This window comes from Herbaspirillum seropedicae, from assembly GCF_001040945.1.
Lineage (GTDB): Bacteria > Pseudomonadota > Gammaproteobacteria > Burkholderiales > Burkholderiaceae_D > Herbaspirillum > Herbaspirillum seropedicae.
Window position 1 is genome coordinate 3,037,140 of the sequence record NZ_CP011930.1, and the last position, 17,437, is coordinate 3,054,576.

17 protein-coding genes and 1 riboswitch are annotated in these 17,437 nt (G+C 63.1%); of the genes, 6 read left to right on the top strand and 11 right to left on the bottom strand.

Annotated features, from left to right (window positions below; all coding sequences use genetic code 11):
- Positions 1-45 precede the first annotated feature (45 nt).
- The 4 genes from ACP92_RS13285 to ACP92_RS13295 form a co-directional block, all read right to left on the bottom strand.
- The gene (locus ACP92_RS13285; RefSeq protein ID WP_041310817.1) at positions 46-795 is read right to left on the bottom strand and encodes a CbtA family protein; all 750 of its coding nucleotides are present in this window, start codon (positions 793-795) and stop codon (positions 46-48) included.
- Positions 796-805: 10 nt separating this feature from the next.
- Positions 806-1,012, bottom strand: a complete 207-nt coding sequence (locus tag ACP92_RS13290) for a CbtB domain-containing protein (protein WP_041310819.1) — start codon at positions 1,010-1,012, stop codon at positions 806-808.
- Positions 1,013-1,154: 142 nt separating this feature from the next.
- Positions 1,155-1,400: riboswitch (cobalamin riboswitch) on the bottom strand.
- A gap of 175 nt (positions 1,401-1,575) precedes the next feature.
- Positions 1,576-1,698: a hypothetical protein gene (locus ACP92_RS25210; RefSeq protein WP_257785547.1), complete on the bottom strand. Its 123-nt coding sequence runs from the start codon at positions 1,696-1,698 to the stop codon at positions 1,576-1,578.
- 120 nt (positions 1,699-1,818) lie between these two features.
- A complete protein-coding gene (locus ACP92_RS13295; RefSeq protein ID WP_013235485.1) occupies positions 1,819-3,228 on the bottom strand; it encodes an iron-containing redox enzyme family protein in 1,410 nt (469 codons plus the stop codon).
- 200 nt (positions 3,229-3,428) lie between these two features.
- Between ACP92_RS13295 and ACP92_RS13300 the strand changes: the two genes are divergently transcribed.
- Positions 3,429-3,677: a DUF3297 family protein gene (locus ACP92_RS13300; protein ID WP_041311114.1), complete on the top strand. Its 249-nt coding sequence runs from the start codon at positions 3,429-3,431 to the stop codon at positions 3,675-3,677.
- Between the two features lie 143 nt (positions 3,678-3,820).
- Here ACP92_RS13300 and ACP92_RS13305 read toward each other — a convergent pair whose 3' ends face one another.
- The 4 genes from ACP92_RS13305 to ACP92_RS13320 all read right to left on the bottom strand — a co-directional run bounded on the left by ACP92_RS13305 (position 3,821) and on the right by ACP92_RS13320 (position 8,929).
- Positions 3,821-4,423, bottom strand: coding sequence for a PEP-CTERM sorting domain-containing protein (locus ACP92_RS13305; RefSeq protein WP_013235487.1), 603 nt, complete (start codon positions 4,421-4,423; stop codon positions 3,821-3,823).
- Positions 4,424-4,765: 342 nt separating this feature from the next.
- Positions 4,766-6,325 carry a methyl-accepting chemotaxis protein gene (locus tag ACP92_RS25215; RefSeq protein WP_048348569.1) on the bottom strand — a complete coding sequence of 520 codons (1,560 nt, stop codon included), beginning with the start codon at positions 6,323-6,325 and terminating at the stop codon, positions 4,766-4,768.
- A gap of 421 nt (positions 6,326-6,746) precedes the next feature.
- Positions 6,747-8,396, bottom strand: a complete 1,650-nt coding sequence (pgm, locus tag ACP92_RS13315) for a phosphoglucomutase (alpha-D-glucose-1,6-bisphosphate-dependent) (protein WP_013234637.1) — start codon at positions 8,394-8,396, stop codon at positions 6,747-6,749.
- A 281-nt stretch (positions 8,397-8,677) separates the two neighbouring features.
- Entirely contained in the window at positions 8,678-8,929 is a 252-nt protein-coding gene (locus tag ACP92_RS13320; protein ID WP_008329542.1) for a GlsB/YeaQ/YmgE family stress response membrane protein, read from the bottom strand.
- 441 nt (positions 8,930-9,370) lie between these two features.
- Between ACP92_RS13320 and ACP92_RS13325 the strand changes: the two genes are divergently transcribed.
- The 3 genes from ACP92_RS13325 to ACP92_RS13335 all read left to right on the top strand — a co-directional run bounded on the left by ACP92_RS13325 (position 9,371) and on the right by ACP92_RS13335 (position 11,642).
- The gene (locus ACP92_RS13325) at positions 9,371-9,751 is read left to right on the top strand and encodes a hypothetical protein (RefSeq protein ID WP_041310836.1); all 381 of its coding nucleotides are present in this window, start codon (positions 9,371-9,373) and stop codon (positions 9,749-9,751) included.
- Between the two features lie 80 nt (positions 9,752-9,831).
- On the top strand, positions 9,832-10,839 hold the full coding sequence (galU, locus tag ACP92_RS13330) for a UTP--glucose-1-phosphate uridylyltransferase GalU (protein ID WP_041310839.1): 1,008 nt from the start codon (positions 9,832-9,834) through the stop codon (positions 10,837-10,839).
- Positions 10,840-11,165: 326 nt separating this feature from the next.
- Positions 11,166-11,642, top strand: coding sequence for a hypothetical protein (locus ACP92_RS13335; protein ID WP_048348570.1), 477 nt, complete (start codon positions 11,166-11,168; stop codon positions 11,640-11,642).
- Between the two features lie 103 nt (positions 11,643-11,745).
- On the opposite strand, the gene ACP92_RS13340 is transcribed toward ACP92_RS13335, so the two are convergent.
- Positions 11,746-12,588 (bottom strand): MOSC domain-containing protein, encoded by an 843-nt coding sequence (locus ACP92_RS13340; RefSeq protein WP_013234642.1) that lies wholly within the window; start codon positions 12,586-12,588, stop codon positions 11,746-11,748.
- 153 nt (positions 12,589-12,741) lie between these two features.
- On the opposite strand from ACP92_RS13340, the gene ACP92_RS13345 reads away from it, so the two are divergent.
- Both ACP92_RS13345 and ACP92_RS13350 read left to right on the top strand, forming a co-directional pair.
- Positions 12,742-13,191 carry a CopD family protein gene (locus tag ACP92_RS13345; protein ID WP_013234643.1) on the top strand — a complete coding sequence of 150 codons (450 nt, stop codon included), beginning with the start codon at positions 12,742-12,744 and terminating at the stop codon, positions 13,189-13,191.
- 55 nt (positions 13,192-13,246) lie between these two features.
- Entirely contained in the window at positions 13,247-14,035 is a 789-nt protein-coding gene (locus ACP92_RS13350; RefSeq protein WP_013234644.1) for a 2-keto-4-pentenoate hydratase, read from the top strand.
- Between the two features lie 90 nt (positions 14,036-14,125).
- Here ACP92_RS13350 and ACP92_RS13355 read toward each other — a convergent pair whose 3' ends face one another.
- Both ACP92_RS13355 and ACP92_RS13360 read right to left on the bottom strand, forming a co-directional pair.
- On the bottom strand, positions 14,126-15,739 hold the full coding sequence (locus ACP92_RS13355; RefSeq protein ID WP_013234645.1) for a methyl-accepting chemotaxis protein: 1,614 nt from the start codon (positions 15,737-15,739) through the stop codon (positions 14,126-14,128).
- A gap of 138 nt (positions 15,740-15,877) precedes the next feature.
- Positions 15,878-17,098 carry an HD-GYP domain-containing protein gene (locus tag ACP92_RS13360; RefSeq protein WP_013234646.1) on the bottom strand — a complete coding sequence of 407 codons (1,221 nt, stop codon included), beginning with the start codon at positions 17,096-17,098 and terminating at the stop codon, positions 15,878-15,880.
- Positions 17,099-17,437: the final 339 nt, after the last annotated feature.

Genomic DNA, 17,437 nt, shown 5'->3' on the forward strand with positions numbered 1-17,437 from the left:
ATGCCAATGCGGATGGCGCCGGCCCGCAGACCGGCGCCGGGGAGGTCAGCCGAACCGGCGGTAGAAGAAACCGGTCAGGCCGCCCAGGGCCAGCCAGAAGACGGCGTTGGCCAGGGCGGTGGCGCGGATGAAGGCGTGGGCCAGCTCTTCGGGCGCGACGCCGCCATGCACCTCGGGCTGCGGTGCGCCCACCAGGTGCGGCACCACCAGCAGGGCCACGGCCAGCAGCTTGCACCACCAGGCGCGCGTAAAGACGAACAGGCCCAGGCTGGCCGCCGTCATCACCGCCGTCATCACCCACCAGAACTGGCGTGCCTGCAGCGGCGCGGCCAGGGTGCCCGGCACTTCCGGCGGCAGGCCCAGCGAGGGGGCGACAAAGAAGACGCCATAGCCCGCCAGGCCCCACAGCAGGCCGCTGCGCCAGCTGACCTGGCGGCCACTGAGGGTGATGGCCGCCACCAGCAACAGCGCAAAGCCCACGGCCATGCTGACATTGGCCAGCACGGTATAGCCGGTGCGTTCTGCGCCATCGGCGGGTTCCCAGGCATCGGCGTCATGGCTGTGCTCGTGGGCATGGGCGCTGGCGGCGGCGTGTTCGTGCGCCTGGTCGTGTTCGTGCTCATGGGCGGCCTGGGGGGCGGCGGAGGCGCCCTCTTCAGCCGCCTTCTCGTACTGCTCGGCTTGCAGGATCAGCTTTTCCACCTGGAATTGCTGCACACCCGAGAGCAACACACCCGACAAAGCGCCGGCAACGACTACAGCCGACGCCATGCGCCGGAAGACGGTCCAGTTCATCGCGCGCTCCTCAGTGGCAGGGGAAACCGGCCGAGTGGCGGCCGTCATGGGCGGCGTTGTGCAGTTCGACCTTGGAGGCAAAACCGGCGCCGTAGATCAGCGCCACGCCCAGCGCCAGGGCCAGCAGCGCAGGGGCAATGCGGTCGCGCCAGACATGGCTGCCCGCTTGGGTGGTCTCGACGGTAGGGCTGGCATTCAGGCCGGAGGTGGTGGACATGTGTTTTCCTTGGGTGGATGAAGAAACCGGAGGAGACCCTGCGTCAAGCGCCCATGCCCTATCCTGCCGCCCGCAGGCGACGCCGGGAAATGCCGGTCGGAAACAAGGGAAGCTGTCCGCATGATCGCCCTCCGCGATACATTCAAGAATCTTGCCACTGGCCGGTCTCCGGGCTGACGGGATGAAGCCGGGGGCTTCGCGGACAGGCGCCTTCCCATGCTGGTGGCACAGTGGCGTAGTGCGTGTCCTTCCTCGCTTACCGTTGCGGGGGCAGCGCCGGCCTTGGCCCATGGATTCATGCACGGATGCATCCATGCGGGCCGCACCGGCTTCCCGTTTCAATTCCGTGCGCGGCTGCGCACGCAATACCAGAAGCAATGCTAGAACCCATTTCATAAATAGGCGTGAGATGCGTTCTAGGGCCCGGTGAGCGACGATAAGGTCTTCTGTGAGTATAAATCATTGCGCCGCAACAGGGCAGATTTACTCGGCCCCTGTCGAGGAGGCAACATGCATGAAAAAACCGGCCAGCGGCCGGTTCGGGATGACAAGGCAAAGCCGGCTCAGGCGGCCTGTTTGGCTTGCAGCATCGATTCTTCCAGCGCCATCAGCGATTCGATGGCGGCGATCAACAGGCCGATGCGGTGGCGGCGGTAGATCAGGCGTTTTCTAGAGCGGTTGTTCATGGTTTCTCCTGCGGCCAGCCTACGCGGCTGGCGGTTTCACTGACAAGGCCGTGGCAAGGCGCGCAGCGCGCCCCACGTCCGGGAAGGCGACATTATAGCCGAGCCCGGGCGCTCCCCCTCTCAGACGATGCAGCGGGTGCGGTAGCACTGGCTGAACAGGCGGGTCGCTTCCAGCCCCGGCGGCAGATGATGACAAGCAGGGCTCAATGGCGCCACCAAGGCGTCCAGCCCCGCGTCCAGGTGGGAAGGCGCCTCCTGGTGCGGCTGCTCCGGCTGCTCCGCCACGCCCTGGCGGCCGCGCGCCTGCGCGCGGAAGCTGGGCTGGCGGGGTGCGTCGTCCCAGCCGGTCTCGATCCATTCGCGGATGACCTGCTTTTCATAGCCATTGAAGACGCCGAACATCTCGCCGCCCGGCGCATCGATGAGTCGCCAGAAGCGGCTGTGTCCGGCCGGCTCGCCACGCAGGATCCATTTGCCCTGTTCCATCGCCGCCAGGAAATCGCGCATGCCCTCGGGGCGCTCCAGCCATTGATTGACGGTCTTGCCGCCAATGCGGCAGTAATCCGAATGCATCATCCGGCCAAAGGCGGCCTTGTCGGCCAGCACGCGTTGCACTTCCTGGTCCAGATCGAAGGAGCCGATCACGCCCAGCGTGCTCGCCCCCAGTTCATTGAGCAGGTAGCCGCGCCGCATGCGCTGCAGGAATTCTTCCCGGTCCGGCCATTGCGCGGCGGCCTCCAGGACTGCGTCGACGGCCTTGCGGGCGTGGCCGCTGGCGGCGTTATCGATGGTCACGTGCAGCGTGAAATAGTAGGGATCGATGCCGAGTTCGTTGAGTTCGTAGGCCGTGATCAGCAGGTGCAGCGGCAACTGCTCGTAACCCAGGTTGAAGCCGAACATCTCGGGAATGAATTCGTCGCCGTGCCAGCCCAGCGCCAGTTGCAGCGCTCCCTGCACATAGTGCGCCTGCGAGAGCCAGTCGGCCTGCTCGCAGCCATGGGCCTGCAGGAGACTGCGATACAGGCTCACGTGGTTCATGGCGACCTCGCCATCGCCCAGCTCTTCCAGATAGGTCAGGATCAGGGGACGAAACACCGGATCGCGCCAGTGCTTCACGGCGCTGTAGAGCCAAGCGCCATCGACCAGCTTGGTGGGCGCCACGCGCAGCAGGAAATTGAGCGCATGGGCGCGCCCCGAGAAATACTGGCGCGGCGCGCCGGCGCGGCGTTCCTGCAGATAGGCCTCATAGGCCACGCCAACCTGGGCGGCGCGGGCCTGCATCCAGGCGGCCATGTCCTGGCCCGCGGGGGGCAGCTCGCAGGGCAGCGCCTGCGTCGCCTCCAGCTGCGTCACCAGATAGCGGCGCGCCTGGGCCAACGCCGCCGCATCGGGCTCGGCCACATTCAACTGCGCATAGATGCGCGCCGGCAACAGCCCGGCGCCGTGGGGGTCGTGGTGGGGATCACTGTTGGGGTGATATCGGCGGGAAGCCGATGCGGCTGCCTGCATTTCTTCCAGGGTGGCTTGCATACTTCCTCGCGCAAATGGACATTGCGCCCAGCATGCGATGTTCGCGCCGGCAGCGCTATCAGCCAGGGGCCAGCGCTGCTGTCGGAGAACGCCGCCATCCGGGTAGGACGACGGGACTGCCAAGGCGGCGGCGCCTGTCAGAGGGGCGGCCAGCGCCGAAAGGATTGTCTTGGCCGGGCAGATATCCGATAATCGCGGCCATGAACGATACCGCACAACGCCCCAGCTTCCCCGACCGCCTCTCGGTCGATCCGCGCAGCCCGCATTACGTCGCCGCCATCTTTGAATTCGACGTGGGCATCAAGCTCAATGGCAAGGAATTCAACAACGTCAGCGAATACTGCATCAGCGAAGGCTGGATCAAGATTCCCGCCGGCCGCGCGCTGGACCGCAAGGGCAATCCGATGATGACCAAGCTCAAGGGCCAGGTCGAACCGTTCTATCGCTGATCCGCCTTACTCCGCACTGTCACCCAGAGGCCCGCATTTTCGTGCGGGCCTTTTCTCTTAGCGGCAACATTGTCTGTCTGCCAAGCTGCGCACGCAAAACGACCCGCGCGAGAAGCGTCTTCCTTCCAGGCAAGGGCCACGTATCAGGCTGCCGAGGCATCCCTACGCCGCCGCGCCAGTATCACCCCCAACAGTCCGATCCCCAGCATGGCGCTGGAGGCTGGTTCGGGGACCTCAGCCTGACGCGAACTGACAGTCAGGACCGGGGTGACGGAGTGCAGCTCCTGACCACGGGAAGGAGCCGGATGCGCGCGCAGTTGCAGCTCCACAATGGGGTTGCGCGACCAGTCGATGGCGCGCAGGGCGGCGTTGAGGTCGCTCAATTTGCTCACCGAGGTCCGATAGTCCTGCAGCGGTTGCCTCGTTCCCTCCCGCACGCCCTCTGCGAAGGTATCGGTCCATAGATTCCGGTTACCCTGCCTGAGGGCGACGTACAGATAATTGGACGCCGGATCAGAGGCTCCCCAGCCCTGGTCAAAGGTGCGGGAGCGGCCAGTTACAGCTGTGAAAGTCCGGATTCCCGGCGTGATGAAAACACCCAGCACGCGCTCATCCTTGATTCCTCGGGAAGCACTGCGATCGTAACGGTCCACCGTAGCGGACTGCGTAACGATGGTCGCCGATGCGCAGGTGCTGAAAGCGGCCAGAAACGCCAGGCTGGCAAAGGTGCTTTTGAACGAAGACATGTTGGTTTTCTCAAAGAGTATTGACGGGGATGGCGGTGTGGCGATGGATATCTTCACGCATAAAACATGCCATTCAAACAAGCTCTTTGAAAATCAGCTACTTGTCTTTTCGGGCCTCTGCACTCCTGCCCATCATGTAATATTCTCCGACAGTAACATCTGTTACCATTTTTATGATGTCTTCCACAAGCCTTTACCGGTGGGGTTTTGCGTCACTTCCCTATTTTTATGATGCATTTCAAAAAACAGGTTTTATTAGAAAAGTGGACCACCACGGCATTTCCTGAAGAGACCTGCTGCGCCTGATTTCCGCTTCGGCAATGCAGGCGCAGTCGAGGTTTTTTACACTGTCACGGCGCGCTGCCCCAGGCGGAATACTGCCACCGCCTGCACCAGTTCCCGCGCCTGGCCGGACAAGCTGATGGCCGCTGCCGCGCTTTCTTCGACCAGGGCGGCATTCTGCTGCGTGGTGGTGTCCATCTGGGTGACGGCCTGGCCGACCTGGGCAATCCCCGTATTCTGCTCGGCGGTGGCGGCGTTGATGCCGACCATGATGTCGCTGACGCGGCGAATCGAGGTCACGATCTCTTCCATGGTCTTGCCGGCCTGGTCGGCCAGTTGGGTGCCCTGCCCCACCTGCTCGACGCTGGCGGTGATCAGTTCCTTGATCTCGCGTGCGGCGGTGGCGCTGCGCTGGGCCAGGGTGCGCACTTCCGAGGCCACCACGGCAAAGCCGCGCCCTTGTTCGCCGGCGCGAGCAGCCTCGACGGCGGCGTTCAGGGCCAGGATATTGGTCTGGAAGGCAATGCTGTCGATCACGCCGATGATGTCGGCGATGCGACGGCTGGATTCGTCGATGCGGCCCATGGTCTGCACCACATCACCCATCACCTGTCCGCCATGCTGGGCCACGCCGGAGGCCTGCGCCACCTGGGCGTTGGCCGAGCGGGCGAATTCGGCTGACTGCTGGGCGGTGGCGGCGATTTCTTCCATGGCGCTGGCGGTCTGCTCCAGGCTGGACGCGGCCTGTTCGGTGCGGGCGCTCAAGTCGGCATTGCCGGCGGCGGCTTCGCTGCTGGCCTGGTTGACCGACAATGCCGCCTGGCGCGACTTGCTCACCAGCGAACGCAACGACTCCTGCATGCTGCCCACGTTCTTCAAGAGGCTGGCCAGTTCGGAGCGGCCGGTGGCCGCTGGCACCGTGCTGGTGAGGTCGCCTGCGGCGATCTGCAGGGTCAGCGCCTGCATCTCGTGCAACGGCGCGGCAATGCTCTGGGTGAGCAGCCAGCCCAGCAACACGGCCAGCAGGATACTGGCTGCGGTGGCCCCCATGAGCACGAAGCGCGAGCGATCGATGGCCGCATCGATCTGCCCGCCCAGTTCGGCGGTGCGCCTTTCCTGGTACTGCACCAGGCTGGTCCCTTCCTTGATGTAGGCGGCCGAGATCGACTTCATGTCCTGCACCAGCTGCTGCCGGGTGGCCGCATCCGCGCCGACCTCTTCCATCTGCTGGCGCACCACCAGATAGCGTTTGCGCTCCTTGGCCATGCGCTCCAGGATGGTCTTGCCCTCTTCGGTATCGTCCAGTTCGGCATAGCGTTTCTGGATGACGGTGGTGCGGGTGACCAGCCCGGCCATGTCATCGGCAAAGAACTTGAGCAGGGTTTCATTGGCCGTGACCCCCAGCGCCAGGGCGCGGGCCACGTTGACCACGATGTTCTCGCGCCATTCCTTGGCCAGCGAGAGTCGTTCAGCCTGTTCTTTCTGCAGGATCTGGTTGGCCTGCTCGACCTGCTTCAATTGCGCCAGCATGGCCAGCAGCATGGCCAGCATGAGGCCGATGATCACGACAAAACCCAGCGCCAGGCGCCTGCCAACCGTCAATCTATTCAACAACGACATACTGCCCCATCCTTTATTCTTGTTAACTATTTGGCAAGCACCCCATACCGTCACTTACCGTTCCATGTCGTGGACTCCCCTTTGCCTGGCCGGCCCCCGCCGGACACCCGCCAGCACTGCTGTGCTCAGGCGCTTGCTGACGACATCACAACAAGTCAAAAAAGGTCGTTATTCTCACTTGACAGTAATGATGCTGCATTGCAAGTGATCGAGGGCTTTTCTGGCGCTGTTCTTCGTAACAGTTGCCTGAGGAAAACGCTAAAAATCCTGCAGAATGAGATTTTATCCGTCTATTTTTTTCTTGCCCGCAACTTGCTGCGCACTCGCTGAACGCATCCGCGCAAACAAAAACACCCCGCCACGAGACACGTGACGGGGTGTTGTCGATCCGGTGCGGGCGCAGCCCGCCGCCGTCGGTCGTTCAGCTGGCCTGGAGGGCGCGGGTGACGATGTCCTGGGCCTCGGCGAAGATCTTGTCGAGGTGGGCCTGGTCGCGGAAGCTCTCGCCGTAGATCTTGTAGATGCTCTCCGTGCCGGACGGACGCGCCGCAAACCAGCCATTGTCGGTGACGATCTTCAGGCCGCCGAAGGGCTTGCCGTTGGCCGGCGCCGTGGTCAGCACTTCACGGATAGGCTCGCCGGCCAGTTCGGTGGAACTGACATCCTGCGGCGAGAGCTTGGACAGGCGCGCCTTCTGCTCGGGCGTCGCGGCGGCTTCCTTGCGGCCATTGAGCGGAGCGCCCAGCTGATGGGTCAGGTCTTCATAGATCTGGCCAGGGTCGTTGCCGGTGCGCGCGGTCATCTCGGCGGCCAGCAAGGCGGCGGTGATGCCGTCCTTGTCAGTGCTCCAGGGCTGGCCGTCGAAGCGCACGAAGGAAGCGCCAGCGCTCTCTTCGCAGCCGAAGGCCAGGCTGCCGTCATAGAGGCCATCGACGAACCACTTGAAGCCCACCGGCATCTCCAGCAGCTTGCGCTCCAGGTGCTTGGCGACGCGATTGATCATCTGGCTCGACACCAGGGTCTTGCCGATGGCGGCGTCCGCGCGCCAGGCCGGACGGTGGCGGAACAGGTAGTACACCGCCACAGAGAGGTAATCATTGGCCGGCATGAGGCCGCGGCTCTTGGCGACGATGCCGTGGCGGTCATGGTCGGTATCGCAGGCCATGGCGACGTCAAAGCGGTCCTTGAGTGCGATCAGTTCGCTCATCGCATGCGGCGAGGACGGGTCCATGCGGATCTGCGCATCCCAGTCCAGCGGCACGAAGCGGAAGGTGGCGTCGACCTCGGTGTTGACCACTTCCAGGTTCAGCTTGTAGCGGTCGGCGATGGCGGACCAGTAATGCAGGCCGGCGCCGCCCAGCGGGTCCACGCCGATCTTGACATTGGCGCCGGAGATGGCGGCCAGGTCGATGATGTTGGGCAGGTCGCTGACGTAGTTGTCGAGGTAGTCGTAGCGGCGCGTGGTGTCGGCCTTGAGCGCCTTCTCGAAGCTGACGCGGCGCACACCCTGCAATTGCTGCTCCAGGTAGGCGTTGGCGCGCTGTTCGATCCAGCCGGTGACATTGGAGTCGGACGGGCCGCCATTGGGCATGTTGTACTTGAAGCCGCCATTGTCAGGCGGATTGTGCGACGGCGTGACCACGATGCCATCAGCCAGCGCATCGCGGTGGACGCGGTTATGCGTGAGGATGGCGTGCGAGACCGCAGGCGTGGGCGCGTAGGGGCTGCCTTCGGCCAGCATGGTCACCACTTCATTGGCGGCCAGCACTTCCAGCGCACTGTGCCAGGCCGGTTCCGACAGCGCATGGGTATCGATGCCCAGGAACAGCGGGCCTTTGAAACCCTGCTCCTTGCGGTAGTCGCAGATGGCCTGGGTGATGGCCAGCACGTGCCATTCGTTGAAACTGTGGGCATTGGCGTTGCCGCGATGGCCGGAAGTGCCGAAGGCCACGCGATGGCTGGCTTCGGCCACATCCGGACGCAGGCTGTAGTAATTGGAGACCAGCACTGGCAGATCGACCAGTGCCGAAGGGGCGGCGCGCTGGCCGGCCAGGGGATTGACGCTACTCATGATGGCTTTTCTTGATGAAGGGAAACAGAAACAGCGTTTGGACAAGCCCAGGCGAGACAACGTTCATAGCTTCGCCTGGCTTGATGTTCTTGTGAATGTTTTTTAAGGTTCCGGCCGGCATTGTAACGGCTGCGGGCCAATTCTCCTGCATGGTTTGGGCAAACCGCGCTGTCCCTGCCGGAAAGCGCAATGCGCCCGGGCGCGAACCCGGGCGCATTGGCCATCACTGCATCGGCCTGCCTCTGCAGCAGCAGACCGGATGGCGGATCGGTCAGCCTGCGTCAGGCGCGCCTGAAGGCGCGCACGATGACCAGCAGGACCACCGCGCCCAGCGTGGCCGTGACGATGGAGGCCAGGATGCCGCCCCCCACGGCGATGCCCAGCAGGCCGGCCAGCCAGCCGCCGATGACCGCGCCGACGATACCGATGAGGATGTCGGCCAACAGGCCGAAGCCGCCGCCCTTGACCAGCACGCCGGCCAGCCAGCCAGCAACCGCACCGATGATCAGCCATGCAATGAGTCCGTGTTCCATGATCTTCCCTTTCCTGTCGTGATGGGGATGTCCCGTGTTGATTGCTTCTCCGCCACCGCCACGCAGGGCGGCCAACGGATGAGGTCATGGTAGGAAGGGACGTGTCCCGCAGGTATCGGACAGCGGCCCATTTCCCTGTAGGACAAGCCCGCCATGCCCACCCTCCGGTGCGACGCAGTGCAACGCAGAGGCAGCCGGACTTGCTCCGGCCTTCCTCTTTTCCTACACATCAAACCGAAGCCATCCTATAGAGCGACAGCGCGAGTTTTCATAATCTAGCGTCCAATCGAAGCAGCGCAGCATGGCGTACCGCCCCTCTGCCACAGCAAGAGTGCCGAAAATGCCTCTGCTGATGCTGCGCGACTTGCACCACCTTGACTTTGAAGCAGCCTCCACGAGGAGCCTGCATCCGCGACCAGCCAAGCAGGAAAGCCAACGACCATGCCCCATACCGATACCAGAAGGGATAGCGCTACATTCGCCAACCAGTTCGCCCTGCACTCCTTCGCAGGCAGCGCGCGCGGCGGCGAAGACTTCGCAGAACAGTATGCACGCTACGCCAGCGACTCGGCGCAGTTGCTGCAGCAGATCTCGAAGAAGGCGCCCCAGTTGGCTTCGGTACTGGAACAGCTCAACGAGGGCTGCGCCCAGCGCAGCATCGCGCTGGGCGAGGCCGACGCGCCTGCCGCGCCGCGTGCGCGCAACCTGCTGCTGGCGGCATTGAACTTGCCGGGCCAGTTCCTGGCAGGCATTGCCGCGCTGTTGCACGGCGGCAGGATGCTGCCGGCCATGAAGATGATCAAGAACAACAAGCAGGCATGAAGCGCCATTGGCGCTACGTGACCTGCCATGCATGTGGGTGAGGATGCCACGTCCTTCAACTTAATCTACCTGGGCCTACCATGAAAAAAATCACCAAAGCAGTCTTCCCCGTCGCCGGTCTGGGCAGCCGTTTCCTTCCCGCCACCAAGGCGCAACCCAAGGAAATGCTTCCCATCGTCGACAAGCCCCTGATCCAGTACGCCGTCGAAGAAGCCGTTGAAGCCGGCATCACCGAGATGATCTTCATCACCGGCCGCAACAAGCGCGCCATCGAAGATCACTTCGACAAGGCCTACGAGCTGGAGAGCGAGCTGGAAGCCGCCGGCAAGGTCAAGCTGCTGGAAACCATCCGCCACGTCGTGCCCAAGCACATCAATTGCGTCTACGTGCGCCAGGCCGAACCGCTGGGCCTGGGCCACGCCGTGCTGCTGGCCAAGCCGCTGGTGGGCGATGAGCCCTTCGCCGTGCTGCTGGCCGATGACTTCATGGATGTGGACGCCGGCCAGAAGAACGTGATGGCGCAGATGACCGCCATGTTCGAACGCGAAGGCAAGAGCCTCTTGGCCGTGCAGGATGTGCCGCGCCCCGAGACCCGCCAGTACGGCATCGTCAGCGGCAGCGCCTATGCCGACCGCCTGGAACTGATGAGCGGCATCGTCGAGAAGCCCGCTCCGGAAGAAGCCCCCTCCACCCTGGCCGTGGTGGGCCGCTATGTGCTCACCCCCGCCATCTTCGAACGCCTGGAAAACATCGGCACGGGCGCCGGTGGCGAAATCCAGCTGACCGATGCGATCTCGGCCCTGCTGCAGCAGGAACAGATCTTGGCCTATCGCTACGAAGGCCAGCGTTTCGACTGCGGTTCCAAGCTGGGCTATCTCAAGGCCGCCGTGGCCATGGGCTTCAAGCACAAGGAAGTGGGCAGCGGCTTTGCCCAGTTCCTGCAGGACTTCGCTGCCCAGCACGACCTGCAGCAGGCCGCCCAGCCCAAGGGCCCGGCCACCGTCACCCCGCTCAAGCCCAATGCCGCGCCCGCCCACGGCGGCGCAGGCCAGGAAAAGCAGCCAGTAGCAGCAAACAGCGTCATGTAAGTCCCCAGTAGAGACCGTTGTTCATTGCAGTCCCGCCCGTCTGGGCCGGACTGCTTTTTTTTCGCCTGCACGGCGCCACCACCCACCGTAAATTGTTTTCCATCGTTGTCACAGAGCTTTAACCTGGGCTTGCTAGGATCGCCGCCGTGAATCTCCAGAAATTCATTGCGCCGGGACCGGAACACCGCCGCTGCAGCGCACAAGCGACTTGTAAACGTTTGCAATCCAGAAATTGTTGGTGAAATCGTTCACAATTGATCAGCTGCATTGCGGCGAAGGCGCAAAAAATATATATTGTTTATATCAATTTTTTAACAGGAGTATTCATGGCCACCCGTGTTCAAGCCGCAGCAGCACCGACCGAAAAGAAGAAACCCGTTGCCAAGGCAGCACCCGCCAAGCCCGCCGTGAAGAAGCCGGCTGCCAAGCCAGCCGCCCGTCCCGCCCCCAAGGCCGCCGCAGCCAAGCCCGCTGCAACCAAGCCCGCCGCCCCCAAGGATGAGAAGAAGGTAGAGAAAGTCGAGAAGATCGAGAAGCCCGTCAAGGCGGAAAAGACCGAAAAGATCGAAAAGGCCGCCAAGCCCAAGAAGGTCAAGCAGGTACGCGACAGCTTCACCATGCCCGAGAACGAATATGCGGTGCTGGCCCAGGTCAAGAAGTCCTGCCTGAAGGCCGGTGTCGAGATCAAGAAGAGCGACCTGCTGCGCATCGGCGTGTCGCTGATCAAGAACCTGAAGATCGCTGAACTGAAAGACATCCTGGCCGGCCTGACCCCGCTGAAGGTCGGTCGCCCCAAGAAGTAAACCAGGGCCGCAGGGCGCCGCTGGCGCCTCCCTCCCCTGTGCTGACGATGCCGTCCCGCTGCTCCCGAGCATGCCGGACGGCATTTTCTTTGTGGCGGGCAGGTCAGAAATTCCACTCCCATTGCACCGCCTGCCCGACTTCGATCACCCCGCCCTCGCCGCCGGTGACGATGGCGTTCTGGCCAAAGGTCAGCCCGCCGTCCACGCGGGGGTCGGCGCGGTAGCCGGCCAGCGTATCGAGCGGTTCATCGGGCCAGCGCGCATCCCGCAAGCCAGTGCGCTGGTCGATCCCGGGGATGGGGCAGCGGGCGCAGGGCTTGACCAGGCGCAGCTCGACCGGGCCCAGGGTGAGCGTGCTGATGTGATCTTCGTCATAGGCGTCCAGGCCGCTGATGACCAGGTTGGGCCGGAACCGCTCCATGCCCAGCGCCGGCGCTCCCTTGGCGGTCAGGCGGGCATTGAGGTCCTCCAGCGAGGCCTGGCCAATCACCAGCAGCGGATAGCCATCGGAGAACTGCGTATACGCTTGCCGCCCCTCGGTCCAGCGTGTACTGCAGGGGCGCGATGCGGCCGGATTGAAGCGCACCAGCCGCACCGCCTCGCCCAGATAATCCGAGCACCACTGCGCCGCCGTCTGGCCCTGGTCCAGGGCATCGAGATGACTGTTCCAGACCTGCACCGCCAACGCCTCCCCATCCTCCCCCTGCATCGACAGCGACAAGGCCGGCATGCCGGGCGCCCGCAAGACCAGCCGCTCGCCTTCGAAGGCCGGGGTGATGCAAGCCATCTCCGGGTGCTGGCGCTGGGTCAGGAATCGGCCCTGCCGGTCGACCAGCATCCAGTGGCGGTCCAGCGCCAGTCCCAATGGTCCGATCGGGGTGTGCGTGAGGCTCAGGCCAGCACAGGATTTGATGGGATAGAGATGAATGGCGCTGAGGATGGACATGAGAACCGACGCTGGCAGGAAGGATTGACGTTGAGCTTGCGACCCGACATTACCACGGCTTGGCGCGCACCGGCATGGTCCGGGCGCAGGAGCAGCCTCTCATGCGACAATGCCGCATTGTTGCCTGACCTATACTGACCAGAAAGGAAAGCCATGCTCATCGCCAAGTTCTTCCACCTGCTGGGCCTGACCATCTGGGTCGGCGGAATGTTCTTCGCCCACATGGCGCTGCGCCCGGCGCTGGCGGTGCTGCATCCGGAGCAGCGCCTGACGCTGATGGCCGCCGTGCTGGCCAGCTTCTTCGTCTGGGTGTGGATCGCCATCGCCCTGGTGCTGGGCAGCGGACTGCACATGATGGCCATGCTCGGCGCTGGCCACGCCCCGCCCTATGTCCACGCCATGACCGGCATCGGCGTGGTGATGATGCTGATCTTTGCCCATATCTTCTTCGCTCCTTTCCGCCGCCTCAAGCTGGCCGCCGCCCAGCAGGACTGGGACCGCGCCGCCCGGGCGCTGGGCCAGGTGCGCCAGCTGGTGAGCATCAATCTGCTGCTGGGCCTGCTGACCATCGCCATCGGCGCGCTCGGCCCGCTATCGGCCTGAGCGCCGCCATGCAAAAGACCGACCGTCGATCACAACACTACAGGGGGAATCACCAGTGCTGAACGAATCGCAACGCCAGCAAGCCGCCGACCTGCTTTGGGACTGCTGGGCGCACAACCGCCGCATCGGGCAACTGCCGCCGCCTCTGCAGCCCGCCGACCGGCAGCAAGCCTATGACATCCAGGCCCGCCTGGAAGCCCGCAGCTTTGCCCCCCTGGCGGGCTGGAAGATCGGCGCGACCGGGCCGGGCGGGCAGCAGCTGCTCAATGTCGATGGCCCCATGGCAGGTCGCCTGCTGGCCGAGCGCATGCACCGCAACGGCGCGCATGTCACGCTGGGAGACAACCTCATGAGCGTGATCGAGGCCGAGGTGGTCTTCCGCATGCGTAGCGCCCTGCCGCCGCGCACCCAGCCCTATTCCCAGGAAGAGGTCATGGAGGCGGTCGGCTCGGTGCATCCTGGCATCGAGATTCCCGATACCCGCTACCAGCAGTTTCGTGAAGTCGGTGCCTATCAGCTGATCGCTGACAACTGCTGTGCCGACCAGTTCGTCCTGGGCGCGCCTACCAGCATGGACTGGCGCCATCTGGACCTGGCCGCACTGGCCACCAGCGCCTTCATCGAAGGTGGCGAACAACGCAGCGGCAGTGGCGCCCAGGTGCTGGGCGATCCGCGCATTGCGCTGACTTGGCTGGTCAATGAATTGCGCCAGCATGGCCTCACGCTGGCGGCCGGTCAACTGGTCGCCACCGGCTCCACCATCGTCCCCATGCCCGTACAGGCCGGCCAGACGGTGCGCGCCGATCTCGGCGTGCTGGGCTCGGTGACGGTCCATCTGACCTGATACGCCAGCGAGGGCGGCTTGCCGGTGCAAGACACCGGCCCTGCCCTCTGCTCTTGCGCAGGAGTCACAGAAGGGCTCACCCCCGCATGCTCACGCTTGACGAGCGTTTGATGCCGACCTTGCCCCACCGGCGCGAGCCAGCGCTGCGCTCGACGTCGGCAACCTGAAGCGGCTGACCATGGAGGACAGCTGCATGGCCTGCTCCTGCAAGGCCTGCGACGCGGCTTCGGCTTCCTCCACGAGCGCTGCATTTTGCTGGGTGACGCTGTCCATCTGGGCGATGGCGAAATTGATTTCCGAGATCTCCTTGCTCTGGTGGTCGCTCACGGCGGCGATATCAGCGACGATGCTCGTGACCTGCTCCACGCTGGCGACCACGGCTTGCATCGTCTGCCCCGCTTTCTGCACCAATTGACTACCCGCCCCTACCTGGTCCACGGTGTTGTCGATCAGGTTCTTTATTTCCTTGGCCGCCGTGGCCGAACGTTGTGCGAGGCTTCTGACTTCAGCCGCCACAATGGCGAAGCCGCGCCCGCCATCGCCCGCGCGGGCGGCTTCCACCGCCGCATTGAGCGCCAATATGTTGGTCTGGAAGGCGATGCTGTCGATGACCGAAATGATCTCGACGATGCGACCAGATGCCGAACTGATCGAGGACATGGTATCGACCACATCCTGCATCGTCTGTCCCGCCTCGCCAGCAACGGATGAGGCGCCCAGGGCCAGTTCATTGGCGCGCCGGGAATGCGCGGTCGTTTCCAGCATGCTGCCGGTGATCTGTTCCATCGCGGCCGCTGTCTGCTGCAGCGAACTGGCTTGCTCTTCCGTACGTGAAGACAGATCCAGGTTGCCGGTGGCGATCTGCTGGGAGGCGGTGGCAATCGTCTCGCTACAGCTCTTGACGCCGCTGATGATGTGGCAAAGACTCTGGTTCATCTTGCCCAGAGCACCGATGACCTGTCCGGTTTCGTCGCTGCCTGCCGCGCCGATCTCAGTGCTCAGGTTGCCGGCGGCGACGGTGTCGGCAATGCGCGCGGCCAGCGAGAGCGGTGACGAAATGATCCGCGCGATGATCACGGCCAAAGCAACGCCGATGAACGTCGATATCGCCAGGCTTGCAACGCCCCACATGAGCGACTCCCGATAGATCCGTGCGGTATCCGCCGCCGACTGGTCTCCGCCGCGCCGGTTGACATCGGCCAGGGTGCTGAAATCCTTGAGCAAGGAAAAATAGAGATCCGAGGACGCGCCAGCGAAGATGGCCTTGGCGGCCGCGACATCTTGCTGCGCCAGTGCATTCATCAACGCGCCATGCTCCTTGAGCAGCTGTTCCAGCCGCTGGCTCGCCTGCGGATAGAGGGCCTTTTCCTCGGGTTCCGATATCTGCGAACGATAGGTGTCGAGCGCGGCCTCCAGGTCCTTCAACACATCGTCGGTACGGGCCTGCAGCGTCTTGGTCAATCCCGGGTCGGCGGCATAGAGGATCAGTTGCGACTCGTTGCTGCGCAGCCGGGCCAGTAGCAGTTTGACGTCGCCCAGGGTCTTGATGCTGGGCAGCCAATTGGTCGCCAGCTCATTGGCTGACTGGTTGACCAGGCTGAGCTGCCAGAGGGAAAACGTCCCGGTCACCGTCGCCAATACCAGGATGAGGCCAAATGAGATAAACAGCTTTCTGGAGATTCTAAGATCACGAAATTTCTTCACAATACGCCCCGATTTTTTTAAGGATGATTTTGTTTTCCCACTGCGTGACTGCCTGCATCGCTGGCGGGAAAACAGGGTTGAGCTTGACGCTGGCTCAGCGTGTCAGGCCTCGGCCATTGCGCGCATGATCCGGCGCAGTCAGTAATTCAAATCCTGCTGTTCAACAAGCCTGGTCACCCCCCATTTCTCGGGATCGACAGCGCCCACTATTTTGTTTGCTGATCTTCTCAGATCGATCAGGGTGGGCGTGACGGCTATCTTCTTGTTCGTGGAATAGAAAATCCTGACCAGGGGTGCAAGCAAGCTATCTGGTCGCTGCTCCAACACCATGGCCAGATGGCCCGTCTGCATCAACACGCAGGAACCAACGGGATAGATTCCCACTGCCTTGACAAAGGCCTGCAACACATCGAAATCAAAATGCCCCTTGCTCTGGGCCATATGCTGGATCGACCGGGAGGGATCCCATCCGCTCTTGTATGGACGATCGGAGGTGATGGCGTCATAGACATCGCATATCGCGCCCATCCTCGCGGTCATGGAGATGTCTCGTCCGGAAAGCTTGTAGGGATATCCGGTGCCATCCATCTTTTCATGGTGATGCAAGGAAACGTCCAAGGGCGCATCGCCGATTCCCGGCAGCTCCTGCAGCAAGCGGTGACCCGCCAGCGGATGTGACTGGACCGAGACGAACTCCTCTTCCGTCAGTTTCGAGGGCTTGTTCAAGATGCTGGGCGGCACCGTCATCTTGCCGATATCGTGGAGCAGCCCCGCCATTCCAGCCTGCTGCCGCTCCTGAGCAGACAGGCCGAGCTGGTCGGCCAGCGAGATCATCATGGCGCAGACGGCCACCGAATGCATGTAGGTATAGTTATCGGCCGTCTTCAGACGCACCAGGCTAATCATGGCGTCCGCGTTGCGCGACACCGAGGCATTGATCTCGCGCACCAGGTCACTGGCCTCCTTGACATCGATGGTCTTGCCCATGCGCGCCTGGGAGAACATGGTGAGCACGGTCTTCTCTGACGACGAGATGATGCGGGCCGCGCGTTCTCTCTCAGCCTGGATGTCAGTGCGTTTGCCGGCCTCCGGAAGAGCTTGCGCCACCTCGATCTCGGCATTCTTTCCAAGCGATGATTCGACGCCATTGCCTTGTTCTGCCTCGTCGGTCTGGACATCGGCTCCTTTGGCGATATCGATCACGATTTCCCGGATGGGACTGGCCTGCAGGGCCAGCAGATCCTTGTCTTTCTCGAGCAAAAACGGCTTTCGCCAGGCCGGCGGCCGCCGCCATGCTCCGGAGAAGGACTGGATATACATCCCGATGCGCAACTGTTTGGGTGTAATGAACTTGAGCATTCAACAATCCCTGATAGGTACCAGCGCGAAGATCCCAAGATGAAGCGTCGCCCAGCCGCTGCCCTATTCGCGGTCGCAGATGGGGAGGGAACGCTGCTCGTCGTCTTTCCCGCCTTGTCTAGTTGTTCTTGAAATAAGCCAAAGCGCGAAGGCGCATGCGCCAATCACCAGATAGAGCAGATACGTCAGTGCAAAAACGCCCAGCCAATAGAGCATCCCCGTCAACGCAGTCACTGAAATCACCATCCTTTCGAAACCCTCATGGGGCAGGGAAAAAATATCGCTCGATCCCACGCCATCAATCGGCCGGGTGCAAACCGCGCTCCCAGCACTTTCCTC

Coding starts and splice junctions, on each gene's coding strand:
- ACP92_RS13340 (WP_013234642.1), bottom strand. CDS start 12,588: ATGTCCATCCTCAGCGCCATTCATCTCTATCCCATCAAATCCTGTGCT.
- ACP92_RS13335 (WP_048348570.1), top strand. CDS start 11,166: ATGGCCACCCGTGTTCAAGCCGCAGCAGCACCGACCGAAAAGAAGAAA.
- ACP92_RS13295 (WP_013235485.1), bottom strand. CDS start 3,228: ATGCAAGCCACCCTGGAAGAAATGCAGGCAGCCGCATCGGCTTCCCGC.
- ACP92_RS13305 (WP_013235487.1), bottom strand. CDS start 4,423: ATGTCTTCGTTCAAAAGCACCTTTGCCAGCCTGGCGTTTCTGGCCGCT.
- ACP92_RS25215 (WP_048348569.1), bottom strand. CDS start 6,325: ATGTCGTTGTTGAATAGATTGACGGTTGGCAGGCGCCTGGCGCTGGGT.
- ACP92_RS13285 (WP_041310817.1), bottom strand. CDS start 795: ATGAACTGGACCGTCTTCCGGCGCATGGCGTCGGCTGTAGTCGTTGCC.
- ACP92_RS13360 (WP_013234646.1), bottom strand. CDS start 17,098: ATGCTCAAGTTCATTACACCCAAACAGTTGCGCATCGGGATGTATATC.
- pgm (WP_013234637.1), bottom strand. CDS start 8,396: ATGAGTAGCGTCAATCCCCTGGCCGGCCAGCGCGCCGCCCCTTCGGCA.
- ACP92_RS13300 (WP_041311114.1), top strand. CDS start 3,429: ATGAACGATACCGCACAACGCCCCAGCTTCCCCGACCGCCTCTCGGTC.
- ACP92_RS13290 (WP_041310819.1), bottom strand. CDS start 1,012: ATGTCCACCACCTCCGGCCTGAATGCCAGCCCTACCGTCGAGACCACC.
- ACP92_RS13345 (WP_013234643.1), top strand. CDS start 12,742: ATGCTCATCGCCAAGTTCTTCCACCTGCTGGGCCTGACCATCTGGGTC.
- ACP92_RS25210 (WP_257785547.1), bottom strand. CDS start 1,698: ATGAACAACCGCTCTAGAAAACGCCTGATCTACCGCCGCCACCGCATC.
- galU (WP_041310839.1), top strand. CDS start 9,832: ATGAAAAAAATCACCAAAGCAGTCTTCCCCGTCGCCGGTCTGGGCAGC.
- ACP92_RS13325 (WP_041310836.1), top strand. CDS start 9,371: ATGCCCCATACCGATACCAGAAGGGATAGCGCTACATTCGCCAACCAG.
- ACP92_RS13320 (WP_008329542.1), bottom strand. CDS start 8,929: ATGGAACACGGACTCATTGCATGGCTGATCATCGGTGCGGTTGCTGGC.